Below are 22,777 nucleotides of genomic sequence, written 5' to 3'. Positions count from 1 at the left end.
TAACCGAGTACATCATTTGGAATGCAGTTCAATGTGGGGGGCTTGCCCCGATGGGGGTAGATCAGTCGACACAAATAAAAACGGCCTCCACTGAGGGAGGCCGTTTTCGGTGCTGCTAAAAGGTGCTTACTTGCGATCTTCCAGCTTGGTAATGTCACGCGACTCGTAGCCGGTGTACAACTGGCGCGGGCGGCCAATCTTGTACGGGCTGGAGAGCATTTCTTTCCAATGGGAGATCCAGCCCACGGTCCGCGCCAGGGCGAAGATCACGGTGAACATGCTGGTTGGAATGCCGATCGCCTTGAGGATGATCCCCGAGTAGAAGTCGACGTTCGGGTACAGCGAGCGTTCGATGAAGTACGGGTCGGTCAGGGCGATCTCTTCCAGGCGCATGGCCAGTTCGAGTTGCGGATCGTTCTTGATGCCCAGTTCCTTCAACACTTCGTCGCAGGTCTGTTTCATGACGGTGGCGCGCGGGTCGCGGTTCTTGTAGACCCGGTGACCGAAGCCCATCAACTTGAACGGATCGTTCTTGTCCTTGGCCTTGGCGATGAACTTGTCGATGTTGGACACATCGCCGATTTCATCGAGCATGGTCAATACGGCTTCGTTCGCACCGCCGTGGGCAGGGCCCCACAGCGCGGCGATGCCGGCGGCGATACAGGCGAACGGGTTGGCACCCGAAGAGCCTGCCAGGCGCACGGTGGACGTCGAGGCGTTTTGCTCGTGGTCGGCGTGGAGGATGAAGATCCGGTCCATTGCCTTGGCCAGCACCGGGCTGATCGGTTTGATCTCGCACGGGGTGTTGAACATCATGTGCAGGAAGTTTTCCGCGTACGTCAGGTCGTTGCGCGGGTACATCATGGGTTGACCCATGGAGTACTTGTAAACCATTGCGGCCAGGGTCGGCATCTTGGCAACCAGGCGGATCGCGGAAATTTCGCGATGCTGCGGGTTATTGATGTCGAGAGAGTCGTGATAGAAGGCCGACAGGGCGCCGACCACGCCGCACATGACGGCCATCGGGTGGGCGTCGCGACGGAAGCCGTTGAAGAAGGTCTTCAACTGCTCGTGAACCATGGTGTGGTTCTTCACGGTGCTGACGAACTGGGCTTTTTGCTCGGCTGTTGGCAATTCGCCATTTAGCAGCAGGTAGCAGGTTTCCAGGTAGTCCGATTTTTCAGCCAGTTGCTCAATCGGGTAGCCCCGGTGCAGCAGGATGCCATTGTCGCCGTCGATATAGGTGATCTTCGACTCGCAAGAGGCGGTCGACATGAAGCCTGGGTCGAAAGTGAAACGGCCCGTGGCCGTCAGGCCCCGTACGTCGATAACATCGGGACCAACGGTGCCGGTTAAAATGGGCAGCTCGACGGGGGCTGCGCCCTCGATGATCAACTGCGCTTTTTTGTCAGCCATGTGGCCTCCTATTTATGCTTCAAATCATCAGACAGACCCCCCACGCAGGGCCCGCACCACTATAGTGAGATAAATTCAGATGTCAATTTGCCTAAAGTCTTGCCCCAGAAGGCTTTAAGCGTACTTTTTCCTCGAAATTGCCTGCCATTTACGCCTTTTATCTCGCCAGCGCAATCCGCTATTAGGGTGAGGAGCGCGCGTTGTCATTAGTAACCTAACTGTCTATACTCGGCCACCGACCGCCAAGGGCTTTTGGGCTTGCTTTCATTGGGGGTCGCACTCCCTGGGTGGTGCTTACCTGACCAGTGCACTCCCCAACAACTTTGCCCTGATTGTTAGGGGCTCTTCAGTGTGAAAAAAAGCCGTGAATAGCCAACGACCTGTAAACCTAGACCTAAGGACCATCAAACTCCCCATCACCGGCGTTACGTCGTTCCTGCACCGTGTTTCCGGCATCATCCTGTTCCTGGGCTTGGGCATCATGCTTTATGCATTGAGCAAATCCCTGGGTTCCGAGGAAGGATACGCCGAGGTGAAGGCATGCTTGACCAGCCCGCTGGCCAAGTTCGTAGCATGGGGCCTCCTGTCCGCTCTGCTTTATCATCTGGTAGCCGGTGTGCGCCACTTGATCATGGATATGGGCATCGGTGAGACGCTGGAAGGCGGCCGCCTGGGCTCGAAAATCATCATCGCCATTTCCGTGGTGCTGATCGTTCTGGCAGGAGTTTGGATATGGTAACCAGCGTTACGAACCTATCGCGTTCGGGCCTCTATGACTGGATGGCGCAGCGTGTGTCTGCGGTCGTTCTCGCGGCTTATTTCATTTTCCTGATCGGATACCTCGTCGCAAACCCGGGCATTGGTTACGAGCAATGGCACGGGCTGTTTTCCCACAATGCGATGCGAATCTTCAGCCTGCTGGCCCTTGTAGCCCTGGGCGCTCACGCCTGGGTCGGCATGTGGACCATCGCGACTGACTACCTGACGCCGATGGCGCTGGGCAAGTCCGCGACCGCAGTCCGTTTCCTCTTCCAGGCAGTATGCGGCGTCGCGATGTTCGCTTACTTCGTCTGGGGTGTGCAGATTCTTTGGGGTATCTGATTCATGGCTAACATTCCAACTATTTCATTCGACGCCATCATTATTGGTGGCGGCGGTGCTGGCATGCGCGCGGCGTTGCAGCTGGCCCAGGGCGGTCACAAGACTGCCGTGATCACCAAGGTGTTCCCGACGCGCTCCCACACCGTATCGGCCCAGGGTGGCATCACCTGCGCCATCGCGTCCGCCGACCCGAACGACGACTGGCGCTGGCACATGTACGATACCGTCAAGGGTTCCGACTATATCGGTGACCAGGACGCTATCGAATACATGTGTCAGGAAGGCCCGGCCGCGGTGTTCGAGCTGGACCACATGGGTCTGCCGTTCTCCCGTACCGAACAAGGTCGTATCTACCAGCGTCCATTCGGCGGCCAGTCGAAGGACTACGGTAAAGGCGGCCAGGCTGCCCGTACCTGCGCCGCGTCCGACCGTACCGGTCACGCGTTGCTGCACACGCTTTATCAGGGCAACCTGAAAGCCGGCACCACGTTCCTGAACGAGTACTACGCGGTTGACCTGGTCAAGAACGCACAAGGCGAGTTCGTCGGTGTGATCGCCATCTGCATCGAAACCGGTGAAACCACCTACATCCGCGCCAAGGCTACTGTTCTGGCGACTGGCGGTGCAGGTCGTATCTACGCGTCGACCACCAATGCCCTGATCAACACCGGTGACGGCGTCGGCATGGCTCTGCGTGCCGGCGTGCCGGTGCAAGACATCGAAATGTGGCAGTTCCACCCGACCGGCATCGCCGGCGCAGGTGTACTGGTGACCGAGGGTTGCCGTGGTGAAGGTGGTTACCTGATCAACAAGCACGGCGAGCGTTTCATGGAGCGTTATGCTCCGAACGCGAAAGACCTGGCGGGTCGTGACGTTGTTGCTCGTTCGATGGTTAAGGAAATCATCGCCGGTAACGGCTGTGGCCCGAATGGTGACCACGTGCTGCTGAAGCTCGATCACCTGGGTGAAGAAGTGCTGCACAGCCGCCTGCCGGGTATCTGTGAACTGTCCAAGACCTTTGCCCACGTTGACCCAGTGGTTGCTCCGGTTCCGGTTGTTCCAACCTGCCACTACATGATGGGCGGTGTTCCGACCAACATTCATGGCCAGGCGATCACCCAGAACGCCGACGGCGTGGACGAGATCATCCACGGTCTGTTCGCAGTAGGCGAAGTGGCTTGTGTATCGGTACACGGTGCCAACCGTCTCGGCGGCAACTCGCTGCTCGACCTGGTGGTATTCGGCCGCGCAGCTGGCCTGCACCTGGAAAAAGCCCTGACCGACGGCATCGAATACGATGACGCCACCGACGCCAACATCGAGGCCGCCCTGGCGCGTCTGAACGCTCTGAACGAGCGGACTGATGGCGAAGACGTGGCAACCCTGCGTCGCGAACTGCAGAACTGCATGCAGAACTACTTCGGTGTATTCCGTACCGGCGAATACATGCAGAAGGGTATTGCCCAGCTGGCCGATCTGCGCAAGCGCATCGCCAACGTCAAGATCAACGATAAGAGCCAGGCGTTCAACACCGCTCGTATCGAAGCCCTTGAGCTGCAAAACCTGCTGGAAGTGGCTGAAGCGACTGCGATCGCAGCCGAGGTTCGTAAAGAATCCCGTGGTGCCCACGCTCGTGAAGACTTTGAAGATCGCGATGACGAAAACTGGTTGTGCCACACCCTGTACTTCCCGGGTGACAAGCGCGTAACCAAGCGTGCTGTGAACTTCTCGCCGAAGACGGTTCCGACGTTTGAACCGAAAATTCGGACTTACTAAGGGTGGCTGCCATGTTGAAAGTCAGTGTTTATCGCTACAACCCTGATCAGGACGCTGCGCCGTTCATGCAGGAGTTCCAGGTCGATACCGGTGGTAAAGACCTGATGGTGCTGGATGTATTGGCACTGATCAAAGAGCAGGACGAGGGTTTCTCCTATCGTCGCTCTTGCCGTGAAGGTGTTTGCGGTTCCGACGGCATGAACATCAACGGCAAAAACGGCCTGGCGTGCATCACGCCGCTGTCTGCTGTTGTTAAAGGCAACAAGCTGATCGTTCGTCCTCTGCCAGGTTTGCCGGTTATCCGTGACCTGGTCGTCGATATGAGCATCTTCTACAAGCAATACGAGAAAGTTAAGCCGTTCCTGCAGAACGATACGCCGGCTCCGGCCATCGAGCGTCTGCAGTCCCCTGAAGAGCGTGAAAAGCTCGACGGTCTGTACGAGTGCATCCTGTGCGCCTGCTGCTCGACCTCTTGCCCGTCCTTCTGGTGGAACCCGCACAAGTTCCTGGGTCCAGCTGCCCTGCTGCAAGCGTACCGCTTCCTGGCAGACAGCCGTGATACCAAGACGTCCGAGCGCCTGGCTTCGCTGGATGACCCGTTCAGCGTATTCCGCTGCCGCGGGATCATGAACTGCGTCAACGTATGTCCCAAAGGCCTGAACCCGACTAAGGCCATTGGTCACATCCGTAACATGCTGCTGCAGAGTGGCGTGTAACTGACGTTGTAACAAGGCAGGACCGTTGTGCCCGTAAATGCTGCGGCGCAGGCTTCAACCGGCGCCGTAGTTTTAACTTGAGCAGCGACTTACAAAGCCGCGGCTCTTATTTTGAAGAAATGAGACAAGCAGGGGCATTCGGGTTGGTACCCGAACTATCAGCGTGATCCTAAGTGGCTTGTTTTGGTCGCTGCACTTGGCCTTTTGCAAGCAAACTCGGTGTTTTCGCCGGTGGTGTCCCCAAATCGAGGGTGACCAAGCATGCAAGAAAGCGTGATGCAGCGCATGTGGAACAGCGGCTATCTTTCAGGTGGTAACGCTGCCTATGTGGAAGAGCTTTATGAGCTCTACCTGCACGACCCTAACGCTGTGCCAGAAGAATGGCGCACCAAATTTCAGACGTTGTCTTCAGACGGCAACGCTGCCACCGATGTATCGCACGCAACAATTCGCGATCAGTTCGTGCTGCTGGCAAAGAACCAGCGCCGCGCCCAGCCGGTTTCCGCCGGAAGCGTGAGCAGTGAGCACGAGAAGAAGCAAGTTGAAGTACTGCGACTGATCCAGGCCTACCGGATGCGTGGCCACCAGGCGGCCCAGCTTGACCCGCTGGGGCTCTGGCAGCGTCCTGCACCTGCAGACCTGTCGATCAATCATTACGGCTTGACCAATGCCGATCTTGATACGACCTTCCGTGCCGGCGACCTGTTCATCGGCAAAGAGGAAGCGAGCCTACGCGAAATTCACGAAGCGTTGCAGCAGACATATTGCCGCACCATCGGCGCTGAGTTCACGCACATCACCGATTCCGAGCAACGCCACTGGTTCCAGCATCGCCTGGAAGGCGTACGCGGCCGCCCGGTATTGTCCGACGACGTGCGCAGCCACCTGCTTGAGCGCGTGACCGCAGCCGAGGGCCTGGAAAAATACCTAGGTACCAAATACCCGGGCACCAAGCGTTTCGGCCTGGAAGGCGGCGAGAGCCTGATTCCGATGCTCGACGAGCTGATCCAGCGTTCCGGTTCCTACGGCACCAAGGAAATCGTGATCGGCATGGCCCACCGTGGTCGCCTGAACGTGTTGGTCAACACCTTCGGCAAGAACCCGCGTGAGTTGTTCGACGAGTTCGAAGGCAAGAAGAAGGTCGAGCTGGGTTCCGGTGACGTTAAATACCACCAGGGCTTCTCGTCCAACGTGATGACCACCGGCGGTGAAGTTCACCTGGCCATGGCCTTCAACCCATCCCACCTGGAAATCGTTTCTCCAGTGGTCGAGGGTTCGGTCCGTGCTCGCCAGGATCGTCGTAACGACACCACCGGTGAAAAGGTCCTGCCGATTTCCATCCACGGTGACGCGGCATTCGCCGGTCAAGGCGTGGTCCTGGAAACGTTCCAGATGTCGCAGACTCGCGGCTTCAAGACCGGCGGTACCGTTCACATCGTCATCAACAACCAGGTGGGTTTCACCATCAGCAACCCGTTGGACGCGCGTTCCACCGAGTACGCCACCGACGTTGCCAAGATGATCCAGGCGCCGATCCTCCATGTGAATGGCGATGATCCGGAAGCCGTACTGTTCGTGACCCAACTGGCTGTCGACTACCGCATGCAGTTCAAGCGTGACGTGGTGATCGACCTGGTTTGCTACCGCCGTCGCGGTCACAACGAAGCCGACGAACCAAGCGGCACCCAGCCGTTGATGTATCAGCAGATCACCAAGCAGCGCACCACCCGTGAGCTGTATGCCGAAAGCCTGACCAAGGCCGGTATATTGGATGACGCGCGTGTTCAGGCGAAAATCGATGAATACCGCAACGCGCTGGACAATGGCCTGCATGTCGTAAAAAGCCTGGTCAAAGAGCCGAACAAAGAGCTGTTCGTGGATTGGCGTCCGTACCTGGGTCACACCTGGACCGCGCGTCACGACACCTCGTTCGACCTCAAGACCCTGCAGGAACTGTCCGCCAAGCTGCTGGAAATTCCGGAAGGCTTCGTGGTGCAGCGCCAGGTTGCGAAGATCTACGAAGACCGTCAGAAGATGCAAGCCGGCGGCCTGCCGATCAACTGGGGTTATGCCGAAACCATGGCGTACGCGACCCTGGCGTTCGAAGGTCACCCGATCCGCATGACCGGCCAGGACATCGGCCGTGGTACGTTCTCGCACCGTCACGCGGTATTGCACAACCAGAAAGACGCGGGCACCTACATCCCGTTGCAGAACCTGTACGAAGGCCAGCCGCGTTTCGACCTGTACGATTCGTTCCTGTCCGAAGAAGCCGTACTGGCGTTCGAATACGGTTACTCGACCACCACGCCGCAGGCGCTGGTGATCTGGGAAGCCCAGTTCGGCGACTTCGCCAACGGTGCCCAGGTGGTGATCGACCAGTTCATCACCAGCGGCGAGCACAAGTGGGGCCGTCTGTGCGGTCTGACCATGTTGCTGCCACACGGTTATGAAGGTCAGGGTCCGGAGCACTCCTCGGCCCGTCTGGAGCGTTACCTGCAGCTGTGCGCCGAGCACAACATCCAGGTGTGCGTGCCGACCACCCCGGCCCAGATCTACCACTTGCTGCGTCGCCAGGTGATCCGCCCGCTGCGCAAGCCGCTGGTAGTGCTGACCCCGAAATCGCTGCTGCGTCACAAATTGGCCATCTCGACCCTGGAAGATCTGGCGGACGGTTCGTTCCAGACCGTGATTCCAGAAATCGATACGCTGGACGCGGCCAAGGTCACTCGCCTGATCCTGTGCAGCGGCAAGGTCTACTACGACCTGCTGGAAAAACGCCGTGCCGAAGGCCGCGAAGACATCGCCATCGTGCGTATCGAGCAGCTTTACCCGTTCCCGGAAGATGACCTCATGGAGATCATCGCGCCTTACACCAACCTCACGAATGTGGTGTGGTGTCAGGAAGAACCGATGAACCAGGGCGCTTGGTACAGCAGCCAGCATCACCTGCGTCGCAGCATCGGTAACCACAACAAGGCCCTGGGCCTGGAGTACGCCGGCCGTGATGCTTCCGCTGCACCTGCGTGTGGTTATGCGTCGATGCACGCCGAGCAGCAGGAAAAACTGCTGCAAGATGCTTTCACTGTTTAACGCCTTCGCGCTGACTGAAACCGAATTTTAAGGACCCACAGATAATGGCTATCGAAATCAAAGCCCCGTCATTCCCGGAATCGGTTGCCGATGGCACCGTTGCCACCTGGCACAAGAAACCAGGTGAGGCCGTCAAGCGTGACGACCTGATCGTCGACATCGAGACCGACAAAGTCGTGCTGGAAGTGTTGGCCGAAGCTGACGGCGTGCTGGGCGCAATCGTTGCCGAAGAAGGCGCTACCGTTCTGTCGAACCAGGTGCTGGGCTCGATCGAAGAGGGCAGCGCTGCCGCTGCTCCTGCTGCCGCTGCTGCACCGGCCGCTGCTTCGGCGCCTGCTGCCGCTCCGGCTGCGGGTGGCGAAGATCCAATCGCTGCACCGGCTGCGCGTCAGCTGGCTGAAGAAAACGGCATCAACCTGGCTTCCATCAAAGGCACTGGCAAAGACGGCCGTGTGACCAAGGAAGACGTGGTTGCCGCGGTTGAAGCGAAGAAAAACGCTCCGGCTGCCGCGCCTGCCAAGGCTGCTGCACCGGCTGCCGCCGCGCCTGTGTTCGCTGCCGGCGACCGCACCGAGAAGCGTGTACCGATGACCCGCGTTCGCGCCACCGTGGCCAAGCGTCTGGTTGAAGCACAGTCGAACATGGCGATGCTGACCACGTTCAACGAAGTCGACATGACCGAAGTCATGGCCCTGCGTTCGAAGTACAAGGATCTGTTCGAGAAGTCCCACAACGGCGTGCGCCTGGGCTTCATGTCGTTCTTCGTGAAAGCGGCCACCGAAGCGCTGAAACGCTTCCCGGCAGTCAACGCTTCCATCGACGGCGGCGACATCGTTTACCACGGCTATGCAGACGTCGGCGTTGCCGTGTCCAGCGACCGTGGCCTGGTGGTTCCGGTCCTGCGTAACGCCGAGCTGATGAGCCTGGCCGAAATCGAAGGCGGCATCGCCGGCTTCGGCAAGAAAGCCCGTGACGGCAAGCTGACCATCGACGAGATGACCGGTGGTACCTTCACCATCACCAACGGTGGTACCTTCGGTTCGATGATGTCGACGCCGATCGTTAACCCGCCACAAGCTGCAATCCTGGGCATGCACAACATCATCCAGCGTCCGATGGCCATCAACGGCCAAGTCGTGATCCGCCCAATGATGTACCTGGCGCTGTCTTACGATCACCGTCTGATCGATGGTAAAGAAGCCGTGACTTTCCTGGTGACCATCAAGAACCTGCTGGAAGACCCGGCTCGTCTGCTGCTGGATATCTGATAGAAGCAGCTGCAGGCCTCAAGTGACAGATTGCCGGATAAGGCAGTTGGGCTTGGGGCTTGCGGCTTGAAAGCTTGCTGCTAAATAGAGGAACTATTTTCATGTCGCAGAAATTTGACGTTGTAGTGATTGGTGCGGGTCCTGGCGGCTACGTTGCCGCCATCAAGGCCGCACAACTGGGCCTCTCGACTGCTTGCATCGAAAAATACACCGACAAGGAAGGCAAACTGGCACTGGGCGGTACTTGCCTGAACGTTGGTTGCATTCCTTCCAAGGCGCTGCTGGACAGCTCCTGGAAATTCCACGAAGCCCAAGACGGCTTCGCGATCCACGGCATCAACCATGCTGGCGTGACCATGGACGTGCCAGCAATGGTCGGCCGTAAAGCCAACATCGTTAAAGGCCTGACTTCCGGCGTTGCGACTTTGTTCAAGGCTAACGGCGTAACTTCCCTGCAAGGCCACGGCAAACTGCTGGCCGGCAAGAAAGTTGAAATCACCAAGCCGGACGGTTCGGTAGAAATCATCGAAGCCGAGAACGTGATCCTGGCTCCAGGCTCGCGTCCAATCGACATTCCACCGGCTCCTGTCGACCAGAACGTGATCGTTGATTCGACCGGCGCCCTGGAATTCCAGGCTGTGCCTAAGCGCCTGGGCGTGATCGGCGCTGGCGTGATCGGCCTGGAACTGGGTTCGGTCTGGTCCCGCCTGGGTTCCGAAGTGACCGTGCTGGAAGCCCTGGACACGTTCCTGCTGGCTGCCGACACCGCAGTGTCCAAGGAAGCGCTGAAAACCCTGACCAAACAAGGTCTGGACATCAAGCTGGGCGCTCGCGTGACCGGCTCTAAGGTTAACGGCGAAGAAGTCGTTGTGACCTACACCGACAAGGATGGCGAACAGACCATCACTTTCGACAAGCTGATCGTAGCCGTAGGTCGCCGTCCAGTGACCACCGACCTGCTGGCTTCCGACAGCGGCGTGAACATCGACGAGCGTGGCTTCATCCACGTTGACGATCACTGCGCTACCACCGTTCCTGGCGTCTACGCCATTGGCGACGTGGTTCGCGGCATGATGCTCGCGCACAAAGCTTCCGAAGAAGGCATCATGGTTGTCGAGCGCATCAAGGGTCACAAAACCCAGATGAACTACGACCTGATCCCGTCGGTTATCTACACCCACCCGGAAATTGCATGGGTCGGCAAGAACGAACAGCAGTTGAAAGCTGAAGGCGTTGAAGTTAACGTCGGCACCTTCCCGTTTGCCGCTTCTGGCCGTGCCATGGCAGCCAACGACACCGGTGGTTTTGTCAAAGTCATCGCTGATGCCAAGACTGACCGCGTATTGGGCGTCCACGTGATTGGCCCAGGCGCAGCAGAACTGGTTCAGCAGGGCGCGATCGGTATGGAATTCGGCACCAGTGCCGAGGACATCGGCATGATGGTCTTCTCCCATCCGACCCTGTCCGAAGCGCTGCACGAAGCCGCGTTGGCAGTGAATGGTCATGCCATCCACATCGCCAACAAGAAGAAGCGCTAAGCGAGATAATAAGAAACCACGGCGGAGTTGCCCGTCGTGAGCCTTGCGCGCAAGACTCACCGCGGAATATCCGCTGGACGCAGTCTTGCGCAGCTTTACGGGCCTTGAGCCCCGCAAGTTGCGCAAGCAGCAGTCACAGGTGGCGCGGCACTCATAATGAGCGCAGCGCCGAATGCGCAGTACCTAACGAAGACGGTAAAAAGCATGAATCTTCACGAGTATCAGGGTAAGCAGCTGTTCGCTGAATACGGCCTGCCAGTTTCCAAGGGCTACGCAGTAGACACCCCGGAAGCAGCAGCAGAAGCTTGCGACAAGATCGGCGGCACCGAGTGGGTTGTCAAAGCCCAGGTCCACGCTGGTGGTCGCGGTAAAGCGGGCGGCGTTAAGCTGGTTCGCAGCAAAGAAGACGCCAAGGCCTTCGCACAGCAGTGGCTGGGCAAGCGTCTGGTGACCTACCAGACTGATGCCAATGGCCAGCCAGTCACCAAGATCCTGGTTGAATCGTGCACTGATATCGCTAAAGAGCTGTACCTGGGCGCTGTCGTTGACCGTTCGAGCCGTCGCATCGTGTTCATGGCTTCCACCGAAGGTGGCGTGGACATCGAGAAGATCGCTCACGAAACCCCAGAAAAAATTCTGAAAGCCACTATCGATCCACTGGTTGGCGCCCAGCCATTCCAGGGTCGCGAGCTGGCTTTCCAGTTGGGTCTGGAAGGCAAGCAAGTTGCCCAGTTCGCCAAGATCTTCGTAGGTCTGGCCAAACTGTTCCAGGATCACGATCTGGCCCTGCTGGAAGTGAACCCGCTGGTGATCAAGGCTGACGGCGATCTGCACTGCCTCGACGCCAAGATCAACATCGACGCCAACGCCATGTACCGTCAGCCTAAGCTGAAGACTTTCCACGATCCGTCGCAAGACGATCCGCGCGAAGCGCACGCTGCCAAGTTCGAACTGAACTACGTAGCCCTGGAAGGTAACATCGGTTGCATGGTCAACGGTGCTGGCCTGGCCATGGGTACCATGGACATCGTCAACCTGCATGGCGGCAAACCAGCCAACTTCCTCGACGTGGGCGGTGGTGCTACCAAAGAACGCGTAACCGAAGCCTTCAAGATCATCCTGTCCGACTCCAACGTCGCTGCAGTACTGGTCAACATCTTCGGCGGCATCGTTCGTTGCGACATGATTGCCGAAGGCATCATCGGTGCAGTGAAAGAAGTCGGCGTTAAAATCCCGGTTGTTGTTCGCCTTGAAGGCAACAACGCTGAACTGGGCGCTAAAGTACTGGCAGAAAGCGGTTTGAACATCATCGCGGCTACCAGCCTGACCGACGCTGCTCAACAAGTTGTCAAAGCTGCGGAGGGCAAATAATGAGCGTCCTGATCAATAAAGACACCAAAGTTATCTGCCAGGGTATTACCGGTTCGCAAGGTAGTTTCCACACCCAGCAAGCCATCGAATACGGCACCAAGATGGTTGGCGGCGTAACGCCGGGCAAAGGCGGCACCGAGCACCTGGGCCTGCCAGTGTTCAACACCGTGAAAGACGCTGTAGCTGCCACTGGCGCCACCGCCAGCGTGATCTACGTTCCAGCTCCTTTCTGCAAGGACTCGATCCTGGAAGCGGCATTCGGCGGCATCAAGCTGATCGTTTGCATCACCGAAGGCATTCCTACCCTGGACATGCTGGACGCTAAAGTTAAGTGCGACGAGCTGGGCGTAGTCCTGATCGGCCCTAACTGCCCAGGCGTGATCACTCCAGGCGAATGCAAGATCGGCATCATGCCAGGTCACATTCACTTGCCAGGTAAAGTCGGTATCGTTTCCCGTTCCGGCACCCTGACCTACGAAGCTGTGAAGCAGACCACTGACGCCGGTTTCGGTCAGTCGACTTGCGTCGGCATCGGCGGTGACCCGATCCCAGGCTCCAACTTCATCGACATCCTGAAGCTGTTCCAGGAAGACCCGAAGACCGAAGCGATCGTGATGATCGGTGAGATCGGCGGTTCGGCTGAAGAAGAGGCGGCTGCCTACATCAAGGCACACGTGACCAAGCCGGTTGTTTCCTACATCGCTGGTGTGACTGCCCCTGCGGGCAAGCGCATGGGCCATGCTGGCGCAATCATCTCTGGCGGCAAAGGCACTGCAGACGAGAAATTCGCTGCACTGCAAGACGCAGGCGTTAAAACCGTGCGTTCGTTGGCAGACATCGGCAAGGCCTTGGCTGAGCTGACCGGTTGGGCTGTCAAGTAAGCCTCGCGCTTAGCTGACGCTTTACCAGCAAAGGCCACCTTCGGGTGGCCTTTGTGCATTCTGAAGTTGGCGAAGATCAAAATGTGGGAGGGGGCTTGCTCGCGAAAGCGGTGTATCAGCCACTCGTGAGCTGACTGACACGCCGCTTTCGCGAGCAAGCCCGCTCCCACATCCGATCGCATTTCAAAATTTAGATATAAAAACGCGACATAAAAATGTCGCTTATCGGACAGTTCGCCCCCCAACAGTGCGTTTGACCCGCAAATTCGTTAGGCTAGCCGCCTCTTTATGCGTCCGCCTCCCAAAAGGAAGCCGCGCGCTAGACCGGTCGGTGCCCATAAGGGCCGGCAGCATTTCCCTCATCCATAGGGAATCCCTCTCTAAATTCCGATTCAGTAGTGTGGTATTTCCTCAAATGAAAGTGTTGAAAAGCCAGGACATCCTGGCGTTGGGCTTCATGACCTTCGCCCTGTTCGTGGGCGCCGGCAACATCATCTTCCCGCCTATCGTTGGTTTGCAGTCCGGGCCTCATGTCTGGATGGCGGCGCTGGGCTTCCTGATCACTGCCGTTGGCCTGCCGGTGGTCACTGTGATCGCCCTGGCCAAGGTCGGCGGCGGCATGGACGCGTTGAGCAGCCCGATCGGCAAGATCGCCGGTGGCCTGCTCGCGGCGGCTGCGTATCTGGCGGTAGGGCCGCTGTTCGCCACCCCGCGTACCGCGACCGTGTCGTTTGAAGTGGGCCTGGCGCCGCTGACCGGCGAAAGCCCGCTGGCGCTGTTCCTCTACAGCTCGGTGTATTTCCTGGTGGTGTTCTTTGTCTCCCTGTACCCAGGCCGACTGCTGGACACCGTGGGTCGCTTCCTGGCGCCGCTGAAGATCATCGCGCTGGCCATCCTCGGCATTGCCGCGTTTGCCCTGCCGGCCGGTGAGGTGGGTGTCGCCACCCCGGAATACGTTGCTGCACCGTTCTCCCAGGGCTTTATCAATGGTTACCTGACCATGGACACCCTGGGTGCGCTGGTGTTTGGCATTGTGATCGTCAACGCGATCCGTTCCCGTGGTGTCGAATCGCCCAAGCTGATCACCCGCTACGCGATCATTGCCGGGTTGATTGCCGGCGTAGGTTTGGCGCTGGTGTACATCAGTCTGTTCCGCCTCGGGGCGGGCAGTCATGAAGTCGCTGCCGGCGCTGCCAATGGCGCGGCTGTATTGCACGCTTATGTGCAACACACCTTCGGCTCCCTGGGCAGTGGTTTCCTGGCGGTGTTGATTTCGCTCGCGTGCCTGGTCACCGCGGTCGGCCTGACGTGTGCTTGCGCCGAGTACTTCAGCAAAATCCTGCCGCTGTCCTACAAGACTCTGGTAGTGATCCTGGCGCTGTTCTCGCTGTTCGTGTCGAACCTGGGCCTGACCAAGCTGATTGCGTTCTCGATCCCGGTACTCACCGCGATCTACCCGCCGTGCATCGTGCTGGTGGCCCTGAGCTTCTGCAAAGACTTCTGGCAGGAGCAGGGCCGTATCGTCGGGCCGGTGATGCTGGTGTCGTTCATCTTTGGCTGCATCGACGCGCTCAAGGGCGCAGGCCTGGCAGGCTGGATGCCTTCGCAGCTGGCGAACCTGCCGCTGAGCGAGCAAGGCCTGGCGTGGCTGGTGCCGTCGGTGATGACGCTGGGTGTGGCGGTCGTCATTGATCGTATGCTGGGTAAGCGCAGCGAAGCCATCGCATAACAAGCGGGTTTCATGCAGTACGGAAATGCCTCGTATCAATCGATACGGGGCATTTTTTTTGAGCGGCGGGCCGTGTCTTTTTCTTTGCGCTAACGTCGAACAGACGCAAAAAGTTTTTCAATCTCCTTTCTGCAAGGACCCGCATGTCGTTCGTCGAAGCCAATCAGATTCACCTGCTTGCTGCCCTCTGGTTCGTCCTGTGTTGGGGCGGCTACACCCGTTATGCCACCTGGAAAGCCCGAGACACTGCTTGCCTGGCCAGTGTGCTGCATTTGTATCGCGAGGACTGGATGCGCCGCATGCTGCTGCGCGACAACCGGATTGCCGACGCCAGCGTGATCGGCAACCTGGAGCGTAATGCCTCATTCTTCGCCTCCAGCACCTTGATCATCCTCGCCGGCATTCTCACGGTGCTGGGGGCCTCCGAGCGGGCGGTGTCATTGCTGGCCGACATACCCATGGTGCAGCAGGCCTCCCAGGGCATGTCGGAGATCAAGCTGCTCTGCCTGGCGCTGGTCTTTGTCTATGCCTTCTTCACCTTCAGTTGGTGCATGCGCCAGTACAACTTTGCCGCGGTGCTGGTAGGGTCGGCGCCGATGATCGGTGAGCGGCATGTGTCGGAGCAGGAGCGCAAGGCGTTTGCCCTGCGTGCGGCGCGAGTGATCTCCATGGCCGCCAACCAGTTCAACTTTGGCCTGCGTTCTTATTACTTCGGCATGACCATGCTGGCGTGGTTCGTCAGCCCCTGGTTGTTCATGTTGATGAGTGCCGGGGTGGTGTTCGTGTTGTATCGTCGGGAGTTTCATTCCGACGTACTGCAAGTGATGGTGTATACGCAGACGGATACACCGATGCCTGAGGCCGCCAAAGAGGAGATTTAATGCGTGACGCGGCGGGTTAAAAACAGCAGACAAAGTAAAGCCCGCTATATAAGCGGGCTTTCTTTTTGCAGCGAAGCTATTTCATGCTGCGGTATCAGGAACCGGTGGCAGGAGTAGCAGGTGCTGCTTCTTTTGCGGCGGCGTCGTTCGATTCAGCCTGAGCTTTGGCAGCATCGGCGTTTTCTTTCGCAGCGTCGTTCACTTTATCCTGAGCTTTCGCCATGTCTTTTTGAGCTTGCTCAGAATGCGCTGCGGCATCTTGGGCTTTGTCTTCGGATTTCTTGTCGCAAGCAGCGAGACCGAGGGCAGCGGCCAACATCATGGAAATAGCTAAAGTCTTACGCATGGGGTGTTTCTCCTTAGTGAAGATATCTACTGGCCTTTCGAGCATGGGCGTTCAGCATTAGTTCCTTTTATTCCACAGATATATAAACAACGGTCTCAGAGGAACTTTCGCGCGTACCGTCTATTTCGCACATCAACACTAATAAGAGTCTGCAACGAATGACCGAAAATCCCTTGTTAGAGCGCGCGAAGCGCTTTGTCTCGGCCTTGCGCCATTGCCAGGTGCTGGGTATCACCACTCATCATGCCAGCGAGGAGGGCATCACGTTGGTCATGCCCTACGCCGCACAACTGGTGGGAGATCCCCTGACCGGCGTGATCCATGGTGGCGCGCTGACCTCTTTAATGGACACTGCCTGCGGCATGGCCACCCTGTGTGTCCTGCCGGAGTTCGAGGTGTGCCCGACCCTGGACCTGCGTGTCGACTATATGCATCCCGCCGAGCCACATAAGCCGGTATATGGTTTCGCCCAATGCTACCGGGTGACCACCGACGTGATCTTTACCCGTGGCTTTGCCTACCAGGACGACCCGCAACAACCCATCGCCCATGTGGTGGGCACCTTCATGCGCATGGGCAAGCGTCTCAAGGGCACCCACGGATTGGGCAGCGCCATCAAGGGAGAGCAGGCATGACACATCGATTCAAGACTCGCCTGGAACAGGCCCATCAGCGAGGCAACTACGAGGCCCTGCTGGACCTGATCCCCTACGCCAAACTGATCGGTATCGAATGCACCCGGCTGGGGGATGAATTGCTGTTTCGCCTGCCGGCCCACAAGGACAATATTGGTAACCCCATATTGCCTGCGCTTCACGGCGGGGTGATCGCCGGCTTTATGGAGCTGGCAGCGGCGTTGCACCTGCTGGTGTTTACCGGAGCGCCGGGTATCCCGAAAATCATCGATTTCTCGCTCGATTACCTGCGCGCCGGCCAGTTTCGCGACACTTACGCCAAATGCCAGGTGTGGCGCCAGGGCCGACGGGTGGCGAATGTCGCGATCACTGCCTGGCAAAGCACCGCTGCCGAACCGATTGCCACCGCTCGTGCGCATTTCAAGATCGAGGAAGGAAGCCGCCCTTGAAATCCTGGTCTTAGCCCCCAACTTTGATGACAACCCGCCGCCAACCCTCAAGGGCGCGGCCACTGCCATCCAATTGGAGTTTGATGACCATGAGTGTGGAAACTCAAAAGGAAACCCTGGGCTTCCAGACCGAGGTGAAGCAACTGCTGCACCTCATGATCCATTCGCTGTATTCCAACAAGGAAATCTTCCTTCGCGAATTGATCTCGAACGCCTCTGACGCTGTCGACAAATTACGTTTCGAAGCCCTGTCCAAGCCTGAGCTGCTGGAAGGTGGCGCGGAACTGAAAATCCGTGTGAGCTTCGACAAAGACGCCAATACCGTCACCCTCGAAGATAACGGTATCGGCATGAGCCGCGACGATGCGATCACCCACCTGGGGACCATCGCCAAATCCGGCACCGCCGACTTCATGAAAAACCTGTCGGGCGACCAGAAGAAAGATTCGCACCTGATCGGCCAGTTCGGCGTGGGCTTCTACTCGGCCTTCATCGTTGCCGACAAGGTTGAAGTGTTCAGCCGTCGTGCCGGCCTTGACGCCAGCGAAGGCGTGCATTGGGCTTCCAAAGGTGAGGGCGAATTTGAAATCGCCACCATCGACAAGGCTGACCGTGGTACCCGCATCGTCCTGCACCTCAAATCCGGTGAAGACGAGTTCGCCGATGGCTGGCGCCTGCGCAATATCATCAAGAAGTACTCCGACCATATCGCCTTGCCGATCGAGCTGCCGAAAGAACAAGCCGCTGCCGAAGGTGAAGAGAAGCCTGCCGAGGAATGGGAAACCGTCAATCGCGCCAGTGCCCTGTGGACCCGTCCGCGTACCGAGATCAAGGACGAGGAATACCAGGAGTTCTACAAACACATCGGTCACGACTACGAAAACCCGCTGAGCTGGAGCCATAACAAGGTCGAGGGCAAGCTGGAATACAGTTCGCTGCTTTACGTGCCGGCCCGTGCGCCGTTCGACCTGTACCAGCGTGAAGCGCCGAAAGGCCTGAAGCTGTACGTGCAGCGCGTGTTCGTGATGGACCAGGCAGAGTCGTTCCTGCCGCTGTACCTGCGCTTTATCAAGGGCGTGGTCGACTCCAATGACCTGTCGCTGAACGTGTCGCGGGAAATCCTGCAAAAAGACCCGATCATCGACTCCATGAAGTCGGCGCTGACCAAGCGCGTACTCGACATGCTGGAAAAACTGGCGAAGAACGAGCCTGAGCAATACAAGGGCTTCTGGAAAAACTTCGGTCAGGTCATGAAAGAAGGCCCGGCAGAAGATTTCGCCAACAAGGAGAAAATCGCCGGTCTGCTGCGCTTTGCTTCCACCCAGGGTGAAGAGGGCGAGCAGGTCGTTTCCCTGGCCGAGTACCTGGCTCGTGCCAAGGAAGGTCAGGACAAGATCTACTACCTGACCGGCGAAACCTACGCACAGGTCAAGAACAGCCCGCACCTGGAAGTCTTCCGCAAGAAAGGCATCGAAGTGCTGCTGCTGACCGACCGTATCGATGAGTGGCTGATGAGCTACCTCAACGAGTTCGACGGCAAATCCTTTGTCGACGTAGCCCGTGGCGACCTGGACCTGGGTAACCTGGACTCCGAAGAAGAGAAGAAAGAAGCCGAAGAAGTCGCGAAGGCCAAAGAAGGCCTGGTTGAGCGGATCAAGGCGTCCCTGGGCGATGCCGTCAGCGAAGTGCGGGTTTCCCACCGTCTGACCGACTCCCCGGCGATCCTGGCCATTGGCGAGCAGGACCTGGGCATGCAGATGCGCCAGATCCTCGAAGCCAGCGGCCAGAAGGTCCCGGACTCCAAGCCGATCTTCGAATTCAACCCGGCTCACCCGCTGATCGAGAAACTCGACGGCGAGCAGAGCGAAGAGCGGTTTGGCGACCTGTCGCACATCCTCTTCGACCAGGCGGCCCTGGCCGCTGGCGACAGCCTCAAAGACCCGGCCGCCTACGTGCGCCGACTGAACAAGCTGTTGGTTGAACTGTCGATCTGACACCGTTGTAGAAAAACCCGCTTCGGCGGGTTTTTTCGTTTGTAGGAGCGAGCAAGCTCGCTCCTACAGCCCATTTCCGTTCTAGTGATCTTCAACTGGAGTAAATGATGAGCCAAGTTACTGTGCGTTCCGTGGTCTATCAGATTGATGGCCAGTCTTATGAAAGCCGCCTGGCGTTCGATGCCAGCCAAAAGAACCCGCTGCCCGGCCTGCTGATGGCGCCGAACTGGATGGGTGTGAGTGCGGGTGCCGAAGAAATCGCCAAGAGCGTTGCCGCCAAGGGCTACGTGGTGCTGATCGCCGACCTCTACGGGCAAACCGTGCGCCCGTCGAATGGCGATGAAGCCGGTGCCGCAATGATGCCGTTGAAGAATGATCGCCCGTTGCTGAACAAGCGCATGCAGGCTGCCCTTGAGCAGCTGCTGGGCCAGACCGAAGCGGCAGTGGACACCTCGAAGCTGGCCACCTTTGGTTTCTGCTTCGGCGGTTGCTGCTCCCTGGAGCTGGCGCGTACCGGTGCGCCATTGAAGGCAGCCGTATCGTTCCACGGCACCCTCGACACGCCGAACCCGGCAGATGCGAAAAACATCAAGGGTTCAGTGCTGGTGCTGCACGGGGCTTCCGACCCGCTGGTGCCGAAAGAGCAACTGCCAGCGTTCGAAGCTGAAATGAACACGGCGGGCGTGGATTGGCAATTGCTGAGCTACGGCGGTGCGGTGCATTCCTTCACTGACCCGGATGCCAATGTGCCGGGCAAGATGATGTACGACGCGAAGACCGCTGCGCGGGCCTTCCAGTCGATGCATAACTTGCTGGACGAAGTGTTCAAGGGCTAAATCTTCAGCGCCTGTTCCGGTTTCATCGGGGGCAAGCCCCCTCCCACATTTTGACCGTGTGAATCCAATCAAGTGTGGGAGGGGGCTTGCCCCCGATAGCTATCTCACAGGCAACTCAATTCTTTCAGTTTCACCCGGCACCGTCGGCCAATCCCCATCGGCCCAGCGCTGCCTGGCCTGCTCGATCTTCAGCGGATCGCTAGCGACAAAATTCCAGTTGATCCGCCGCGGCCCATCCAGTGGTGCCCCGCCAAACACCACCACGTGGCAATCGCTTTCGGCGAATAGGGTCATTTCCTGCCCGGCCGGCAATACCACCAGGCTGTGCACCTCAAGCCGCTCACCCTCCAGCTGTACTTCACCCTCCAGCACATACACCGCGCGTTCCTCGTGCTCGTCAGGAATCAGCAGGGTCGTGGCCGTTTGCATGTGCACATCTGCATACAACGTAGGCGACAGCACCGGCACCGGTGATTTGAGGCAGAAGCCACTGCCGGCGATCAGGCGAATCCGCACGCCCAGGTTGTCACTCACCGGCAGGCTCGCCGCAGGGTGATGGCTGTAATGCCCCGGCCCCTCTTCGTGGTCCTTGGGCGATGCCAGCCACACTTGCAGGCCATGCAGGGTGAAACCATTGGCCTTCAGTGCCTCGGGTGTGCGCTCGACATGGGCAATCGCGCTGCCGGCGGTCATCCAACTGACGTCCCCGGCCTCTACCACTTGGTCGGAACCCAGGCTGTCCTTGTGCTGCAGTACGCCTTCAAACAAGTAGGTGAGGGTGGACAGGCCAATATGCGGGTGCTGGCGGATATTCATGCCGCTCCCCGGTGCATAACGGGTGGGCAGCATATGATCGAAGAACACGAACGGCCCGACGCTGCGGCATTCGCGCGAAGGCAGCGGGCGCAGGATGGGTTGGCCTTCGACATCTTCAGGGCGTGGGCGGATCACGGTGAGGGTGTTCATGGTGCGTCCCAGTCTGAGCGGGTTAGATGGCGCTGAGCATAACCCGCCCGACGAGATGTTGCCGCTATTGGCTGAACGCGCCTTCAGAGAGGCGAGTTTCAATGGTGACCTCGGCGGTGGTCATCAGCTTGTGTACCGGGCAGCGATCGGCCACACGGTGCAACTCGTCGCGCTGTTCGTCGGTGAGTACGCCCTTGAGCGTCAGCTTGACGTTGAGCTTGTATTTGCCCTTTTGCTCTTCGGTGTCGTCGTGGGTGACTTCCACGGTGACACCGGTCAGCGGGATGTCTTTTTTCTGGGCATAGAGCTTGACGGTCAGCGCCTTGCATGATGCCAGCGCGGCGTCGAAATAATCATGGGGAGAGGGCGCCGAGTCGTCACCACCCAGGCTCTTGGGCAGGTCGGTAAACAGCTCGTGGTTATTGATATTGACGCTGTGGCGGAAGTTGTCTGCGTTCAGCGTATTGACGGTAACAGGCATGGCAAACCTCACGGGGTGGCAGAATGAAGGTCATGCAGTTATAGAGCATGCAGGCGCTGGGGTGTTCCACATTTTTTGCTGGCTGAACCCCGGTATGGCGCGCAAGGTCTACCGGTATTCGCCCTTATCGAGGTTGTACCGTGCCCTGGACCCGCCTGAGTTTCGCCCTGTTGCTCGCCGCCAGCAGCCTTGTCGCACAGGCTCGCGACTATGCCTACAGCGATGCGCACCTGCATTACGTGGATTTCTTCCAGGAAACGGCGGGGATGGACAAGTTGCTCAAGGCGATGGCAGAAAATCGCATCGAGCATGTCATGATTTCCGGCATTCCCGTCGCAAAGAAATGGCACGAAGACGAACCCAAGCGCCCACGCTACTACGCCGGTGATGACGCGGATGCCTATTGGTACAGCGCCACTGACGTGATTGTTGCCGCAGCGGTAAATAGACTGACACCTGAACAACGCCAGCACTTTCATCCGTTTCTGTCCGGCTTCAACCCCAACGACAAGAACTCGGATGCCCATATCCAGCGCATGCTCGACCTCAACCCGGGGCTGTGGCAGGGCATCGGTGAAGTGTTTACCCGTCACGACGACCTTACCGCCCTCACATCGGGGGATACCCCGCGCGCCAATAACGAAGCCATGACACGCATCTATCATCTGGCGGCGGAAAACGACTTGCCGGTGATGCTGCACTCCAACATCACCTCCAAGCGCGAGCGTAACCCGCTGTATTTGGCCGAAATCGAAGAGCCGCTGCGCAACCATCCGCACACCCGCTTTATCTGGGCCCACGCTGGCACCAGCAAGGAAATTCATCGCCACCAGGTGCAGATGGACTTTTTGCTGCCCACCTTGAGCCGCATGCTCGAGGCTTACCCCAACCTGTATATCGACCTGTCGTGGAGCATGCTCACGCCGTACTTACTGGATGATGCGGGCAAGCCTCGGCCGGAGTGGGTAGCGCTGGTGGAACGCTTCCCGGAGCGCTTTATGCTGGGTTCGGACGTCGTCGGGCGTTTCAACAAGCTGGGTAAGGAAATGCACCGCTTTGATGTGTTCCTTGATGCATTGCCTGAAGACGTTGCCCACAAAGTGGCGAGGGATAACTTCCTGGCCATCCTGCCTAAACCTCGTCGCGATGAGGGGGCGCGTTGATATTTCGTTTTCGTCTTACGCCAATGCGGCGGAGCGCTGATAACTTCCAGGAGACCGGCTGCAGGGCGGGGGCATCCAGTCGCCCATAAAAAAGCCCCGAACCAGTCGGGGCTTTTTCATCTACTCAACCTGCGGGG

20 protein-coding genes are annotated in these 22,777 nt (G+C 58.4%); 16 read left to right on the top strand and 4 right to left on the bottom strand.

Going from position 1 to position 22,777, the window contains the following annotated elements:
* Positions 1-126 precede the first annotated feature (126 nt).
* The gene (gltA, locus tag FBY10_RS22980; RefSeq protein ID WP_003172803.1) at positions 127-1,416 is read right to left on the bottom strand and encodes a citrate synthase; all 1,290 of its coding nucleotides are present in this window, start codon (positions 1,414-1,416) and stop codon (positions 127-129) included.
* Between the two features lie 364 nt (positions 1,417-1,780).
* Between gltA and sdhC the strand changes: the two genes are divergently transcribed.
* The 11 genes from sdhC to FBY10_RS22925 all read left to right on the top strand — a co-directional run bounded on the left by sdhC (position 1,781) and on the right by FBY10_RS22925 (position 15,770).
* A complete protein-coding gene (sdhC, locus tag FBY10_RS22975) occupies positions 1,781-2,155 on the top strand; it encodes a succinate dehydrogenase, cytochrome b556 subunit (RefSeq protein ID WP_003172804.1) in 375 nt (124 codons plus the stop codon).
* A complete protein-coding gene (gene sdhD, locus FBY10_RS22970; RefSeq protein WP_003172805.1) occupies positions 2,149-2,517 on the top strand; it encodes a succinate dehydrogenase, hydrophobic membrane anchor protein in 369 nt (122 codons plus the stop codon). Before sdhC ends, sdhD begins: the two co-directional genes overlap by 7 nt.
* A 3-nt stretch (positions 2,518-2,520) precedes the next feature.
* Positions 2,521-4,293: a succinate dehydrogenase flavoprotein subunit gene (gene sdhA, locus FBY10_RS22965; RefSeq protein WP_053130512.1), complete on the top strand. Its 1,773-nt coding sequence runs from the start codon at positions 2,521-2,523 to the stop codon at positions 4,291-4,293.
* 11 nt (positions 4,294-4,304) lie between these two features.
* Positions 4,305-5,009 carry a succinate dehydrogenase iron-sulfur subunit gene (locus tag FBY10_RS22960; protein ID WP_145338017.1) on the top strand — a complete coding sequence of 235 codons (705 nt, stop codon included), beginning with the start codon at positions 4,305-4,307 and terminating at the stop codon, positions 5,007-5,009.
* Positions 5,010-5,270: 261 nt separating this feature from the next.
* On the top strand, positions 5,271-8,102 hold the full coding sequence (locus tag FBY10_RS22955) for a 2-oxoglutarate dehydrogenase E1 component (RefSeq protein WP_131699465.1): 2,832 nt from the start codon (positions 5,271-5,273) through the stop codon (positions 8,100-8,102).
* Positions 8,103-8,146: 44 nt separating this feature from the next.
* Positions 8,147-9,370 (top strand): 2-oxoglutarate dehydrogenase complex dihydrolipoyllysine-residue succinyltransferase, encoded by a 1,224-nt coding sequence (odhB, locus tag FBY10_RS22950; RefSeq protein WP_065924489.1) that lies wholly within the window; start codon positions 8,147-8,149, stop codon positions 9,368-9,370.
* A gap of 101 nt (positions 9,371-9,471) precedes the next feature.
* The gene (gene lpdA, locus FBY10_RS22945; protein WP_065924490.1) at positions 9,472-10,908 is read left to right on the top strand and encodes a dihydrolipoyl dehydrogenase; all 1,437 of its coding nucleotides are present in this window, start codon (positions 9,472-9,474) and stop codon (positions 10,906-10,908) included.
* A gap of 204 nt (positions 10,909-11,112) precedes the next feature.
* The gene (gene sucC / locus FBY10_RS22940) at positions 11,113-12,279 is read left to right on the top strand and encodes an ADP-forming succinate--CoA ligase subunit beta (protein ID WP_003233235.1); all 1,167 of its coding nucleotides are present in this window, start codon (positions 11,113-11,115) and stop codon (positions 12,277-12,279) included.
* Positions 12,279-13,160 carry a succinate--CoA ligase subunit alpha gene (sucD, locus tag FBY10_RS22935; RefSeq protein WP_003172813.1) on the top strand — a complete coding sequence of 294 codons (882 nt, stop codon included), beginning with the start codon at positions 12,279-12,281 and terminating at the stop codon, positions 13,158-13,160. The genes sucC and sucD overlap by 1 nt, the downstream gene beginning before the upstream one ends.
* Positions 13,161-13,575: 415 nt before the next feature.
* A complete protein-coding gene (gene brnQ, locus FBY10_RS22930) occupies positions 13,576-14,889 on the top strand; it encodes a branched-chain amino acid transport system II carrier protein (RefSeq protein ID WP_024074306.1) in 1,314 nt (437 codons plus the stop codon).
* A 143-nt stretch (positions 14,890-15,032) separates the two neighbouring features.
* Positions 15,033-15,770 carry a DUF599 domain-containing protein gene (locus FBY10_RS22925; RefSeq protein ID WP_145338015.1) on the top strand — a complete coding sequence of 246 codons (738 nt, stop codon included), beginning with the start codon at positions 15,033-15,035 and terminating at the stop codon, positions 15,768-15,770.
* A 94-nt stretch (positions 15,771-15,864) separates the two neighbouring features.
* On the opposite strand, the gene FBY10_RS22920 is transcribed toward FBY10_RS22925, so the two are convergent.
* Positions 15,865-16,116 carry a hypothetical protein gene (locus tag FBY10_RS22920; protein ID WP_090407089.1) on the bottom strand — a complete coding sequence of 84 codons (252 nt, stop codon included), beginning with the start codon at positions 16,114-16,116 and terminating at the stop codon, positions 15,865-15,867.
* 158 nt (positions 16,117-16,274) lie between these two features.
* On the opposite strand from FBY10_RS22920, the gene FBY10_RS22915 reads away from it, so the two are divergent.
* From FBY10_RS22915 to FBY10_RS22900, 4 genes are all read left to right on the top strand, one after another.
* The gene (locus tag FBY10_RS22915; RefSeq protein ID WP_131699461.1) at positions 16,275-16,751 is read left to right on the top strand and encodes a PaaI family thioesterase; all 477 of its coding nucleotides are present in this window, start codon (positions 16,275-16,277) and stop codon (positions 16,749-16,751) included.
* Positions 16,748-17,200 carry a PaaI family thioesterase gene (locus tag FBY10_RS22910; RefSeq protein WP_090407082.1) on the top strand — a complete coding sequence of 151 codons (453 nt, stop codon included), beginning with the start codon at positions 16,748-16,750 and terminating at the stop codon, positions 17,198-17,200. The genes FBY10_RS22915 and FBY10_RS22910 overlap by 4 nt, the downstream gene beginning before the upstream one ends.
* An 89-nt stretch (positions 17,201-17,289) precedes the next feature.
* Entirely contained in the window at positions 17,290-19,194 is a 1,905-nt protein-coding gene (gene htpG / locus FBY10_RS22905) for a molecular chaperone HtpG (RefSeq protein WP_145338013.1), read from the top strand.
* Positions 19,195-19,301: 107 nt separating this feature from the next.
* Positions 19,302-20,030: a dienelactone hydrolase family protein gene (locus tag FBY10_RS22900; protein ID WP_145338011.1), complete on the top strand. Its 729-nt coding sequence runs from the start codon at positions 19,302-19,304 to the stop codon at positions 20,028-20,030.
* Positions 20,031-20,129: 99 nt separating this feature from the next.
* Here FBY10_RS22900 and FBY10_RS22895 read toward each other — a convergent pair whose 3' ends face one another.
* Together FBY10_RS22895 and FBY10_RS22890 are read right to left on the bottom strand one after the other, a co-directional pair.
* A complete protein-coding gene (locus tag FBY10_RS22895; protein WP_131699458.1) occupies positions 20,130-20,996 on the bottom strand; it encodes a pirin family protein in 867 nt (288 codons plus the stop codon).
* 64 nt (positions 20,997-21,060) lie between these two features.
* Entirely contained in the window at positions 21,061-21,477 is a 417-nt protein-coding gene (locus FBY10_RS22890; protein ID WP_145338009.1) for an OsmC family protein, read from the bottom strand.
* Between the two features lie 140 nt (positions 21,478-21,617).
* Between FBY10_RS22890 and FBY10_RS22885 the strand changes: the two genes are divergently transcribed.
* The gene (locus tag FBY10_RS22885) at positions 21,618-22,640 is read left to right on the top strand and encodes an amidohydrolase family protein (protein ID WP_131699457.1); all 1,023 of its coding nucleotides are present in this window, start codon (positions 21,618-21,620) and stop codon (positions 22,638-22,640) included.
* Positions 22,641-22,777: the final 137 nt, after the last annotated feature.

It is taken from the genome of Pseudomonas sp. SJZ103 (genome assembly GCF_007828335.1).
GTDB lineage: Bacteria > Pseudomonadota > Gammaproteobacteria > Pseudomonadales > Pseudomonadaceae > Aquipseudomonas.
This window is presented reverse-complemented; position numbering and strand designations above follow the sequence as displayed.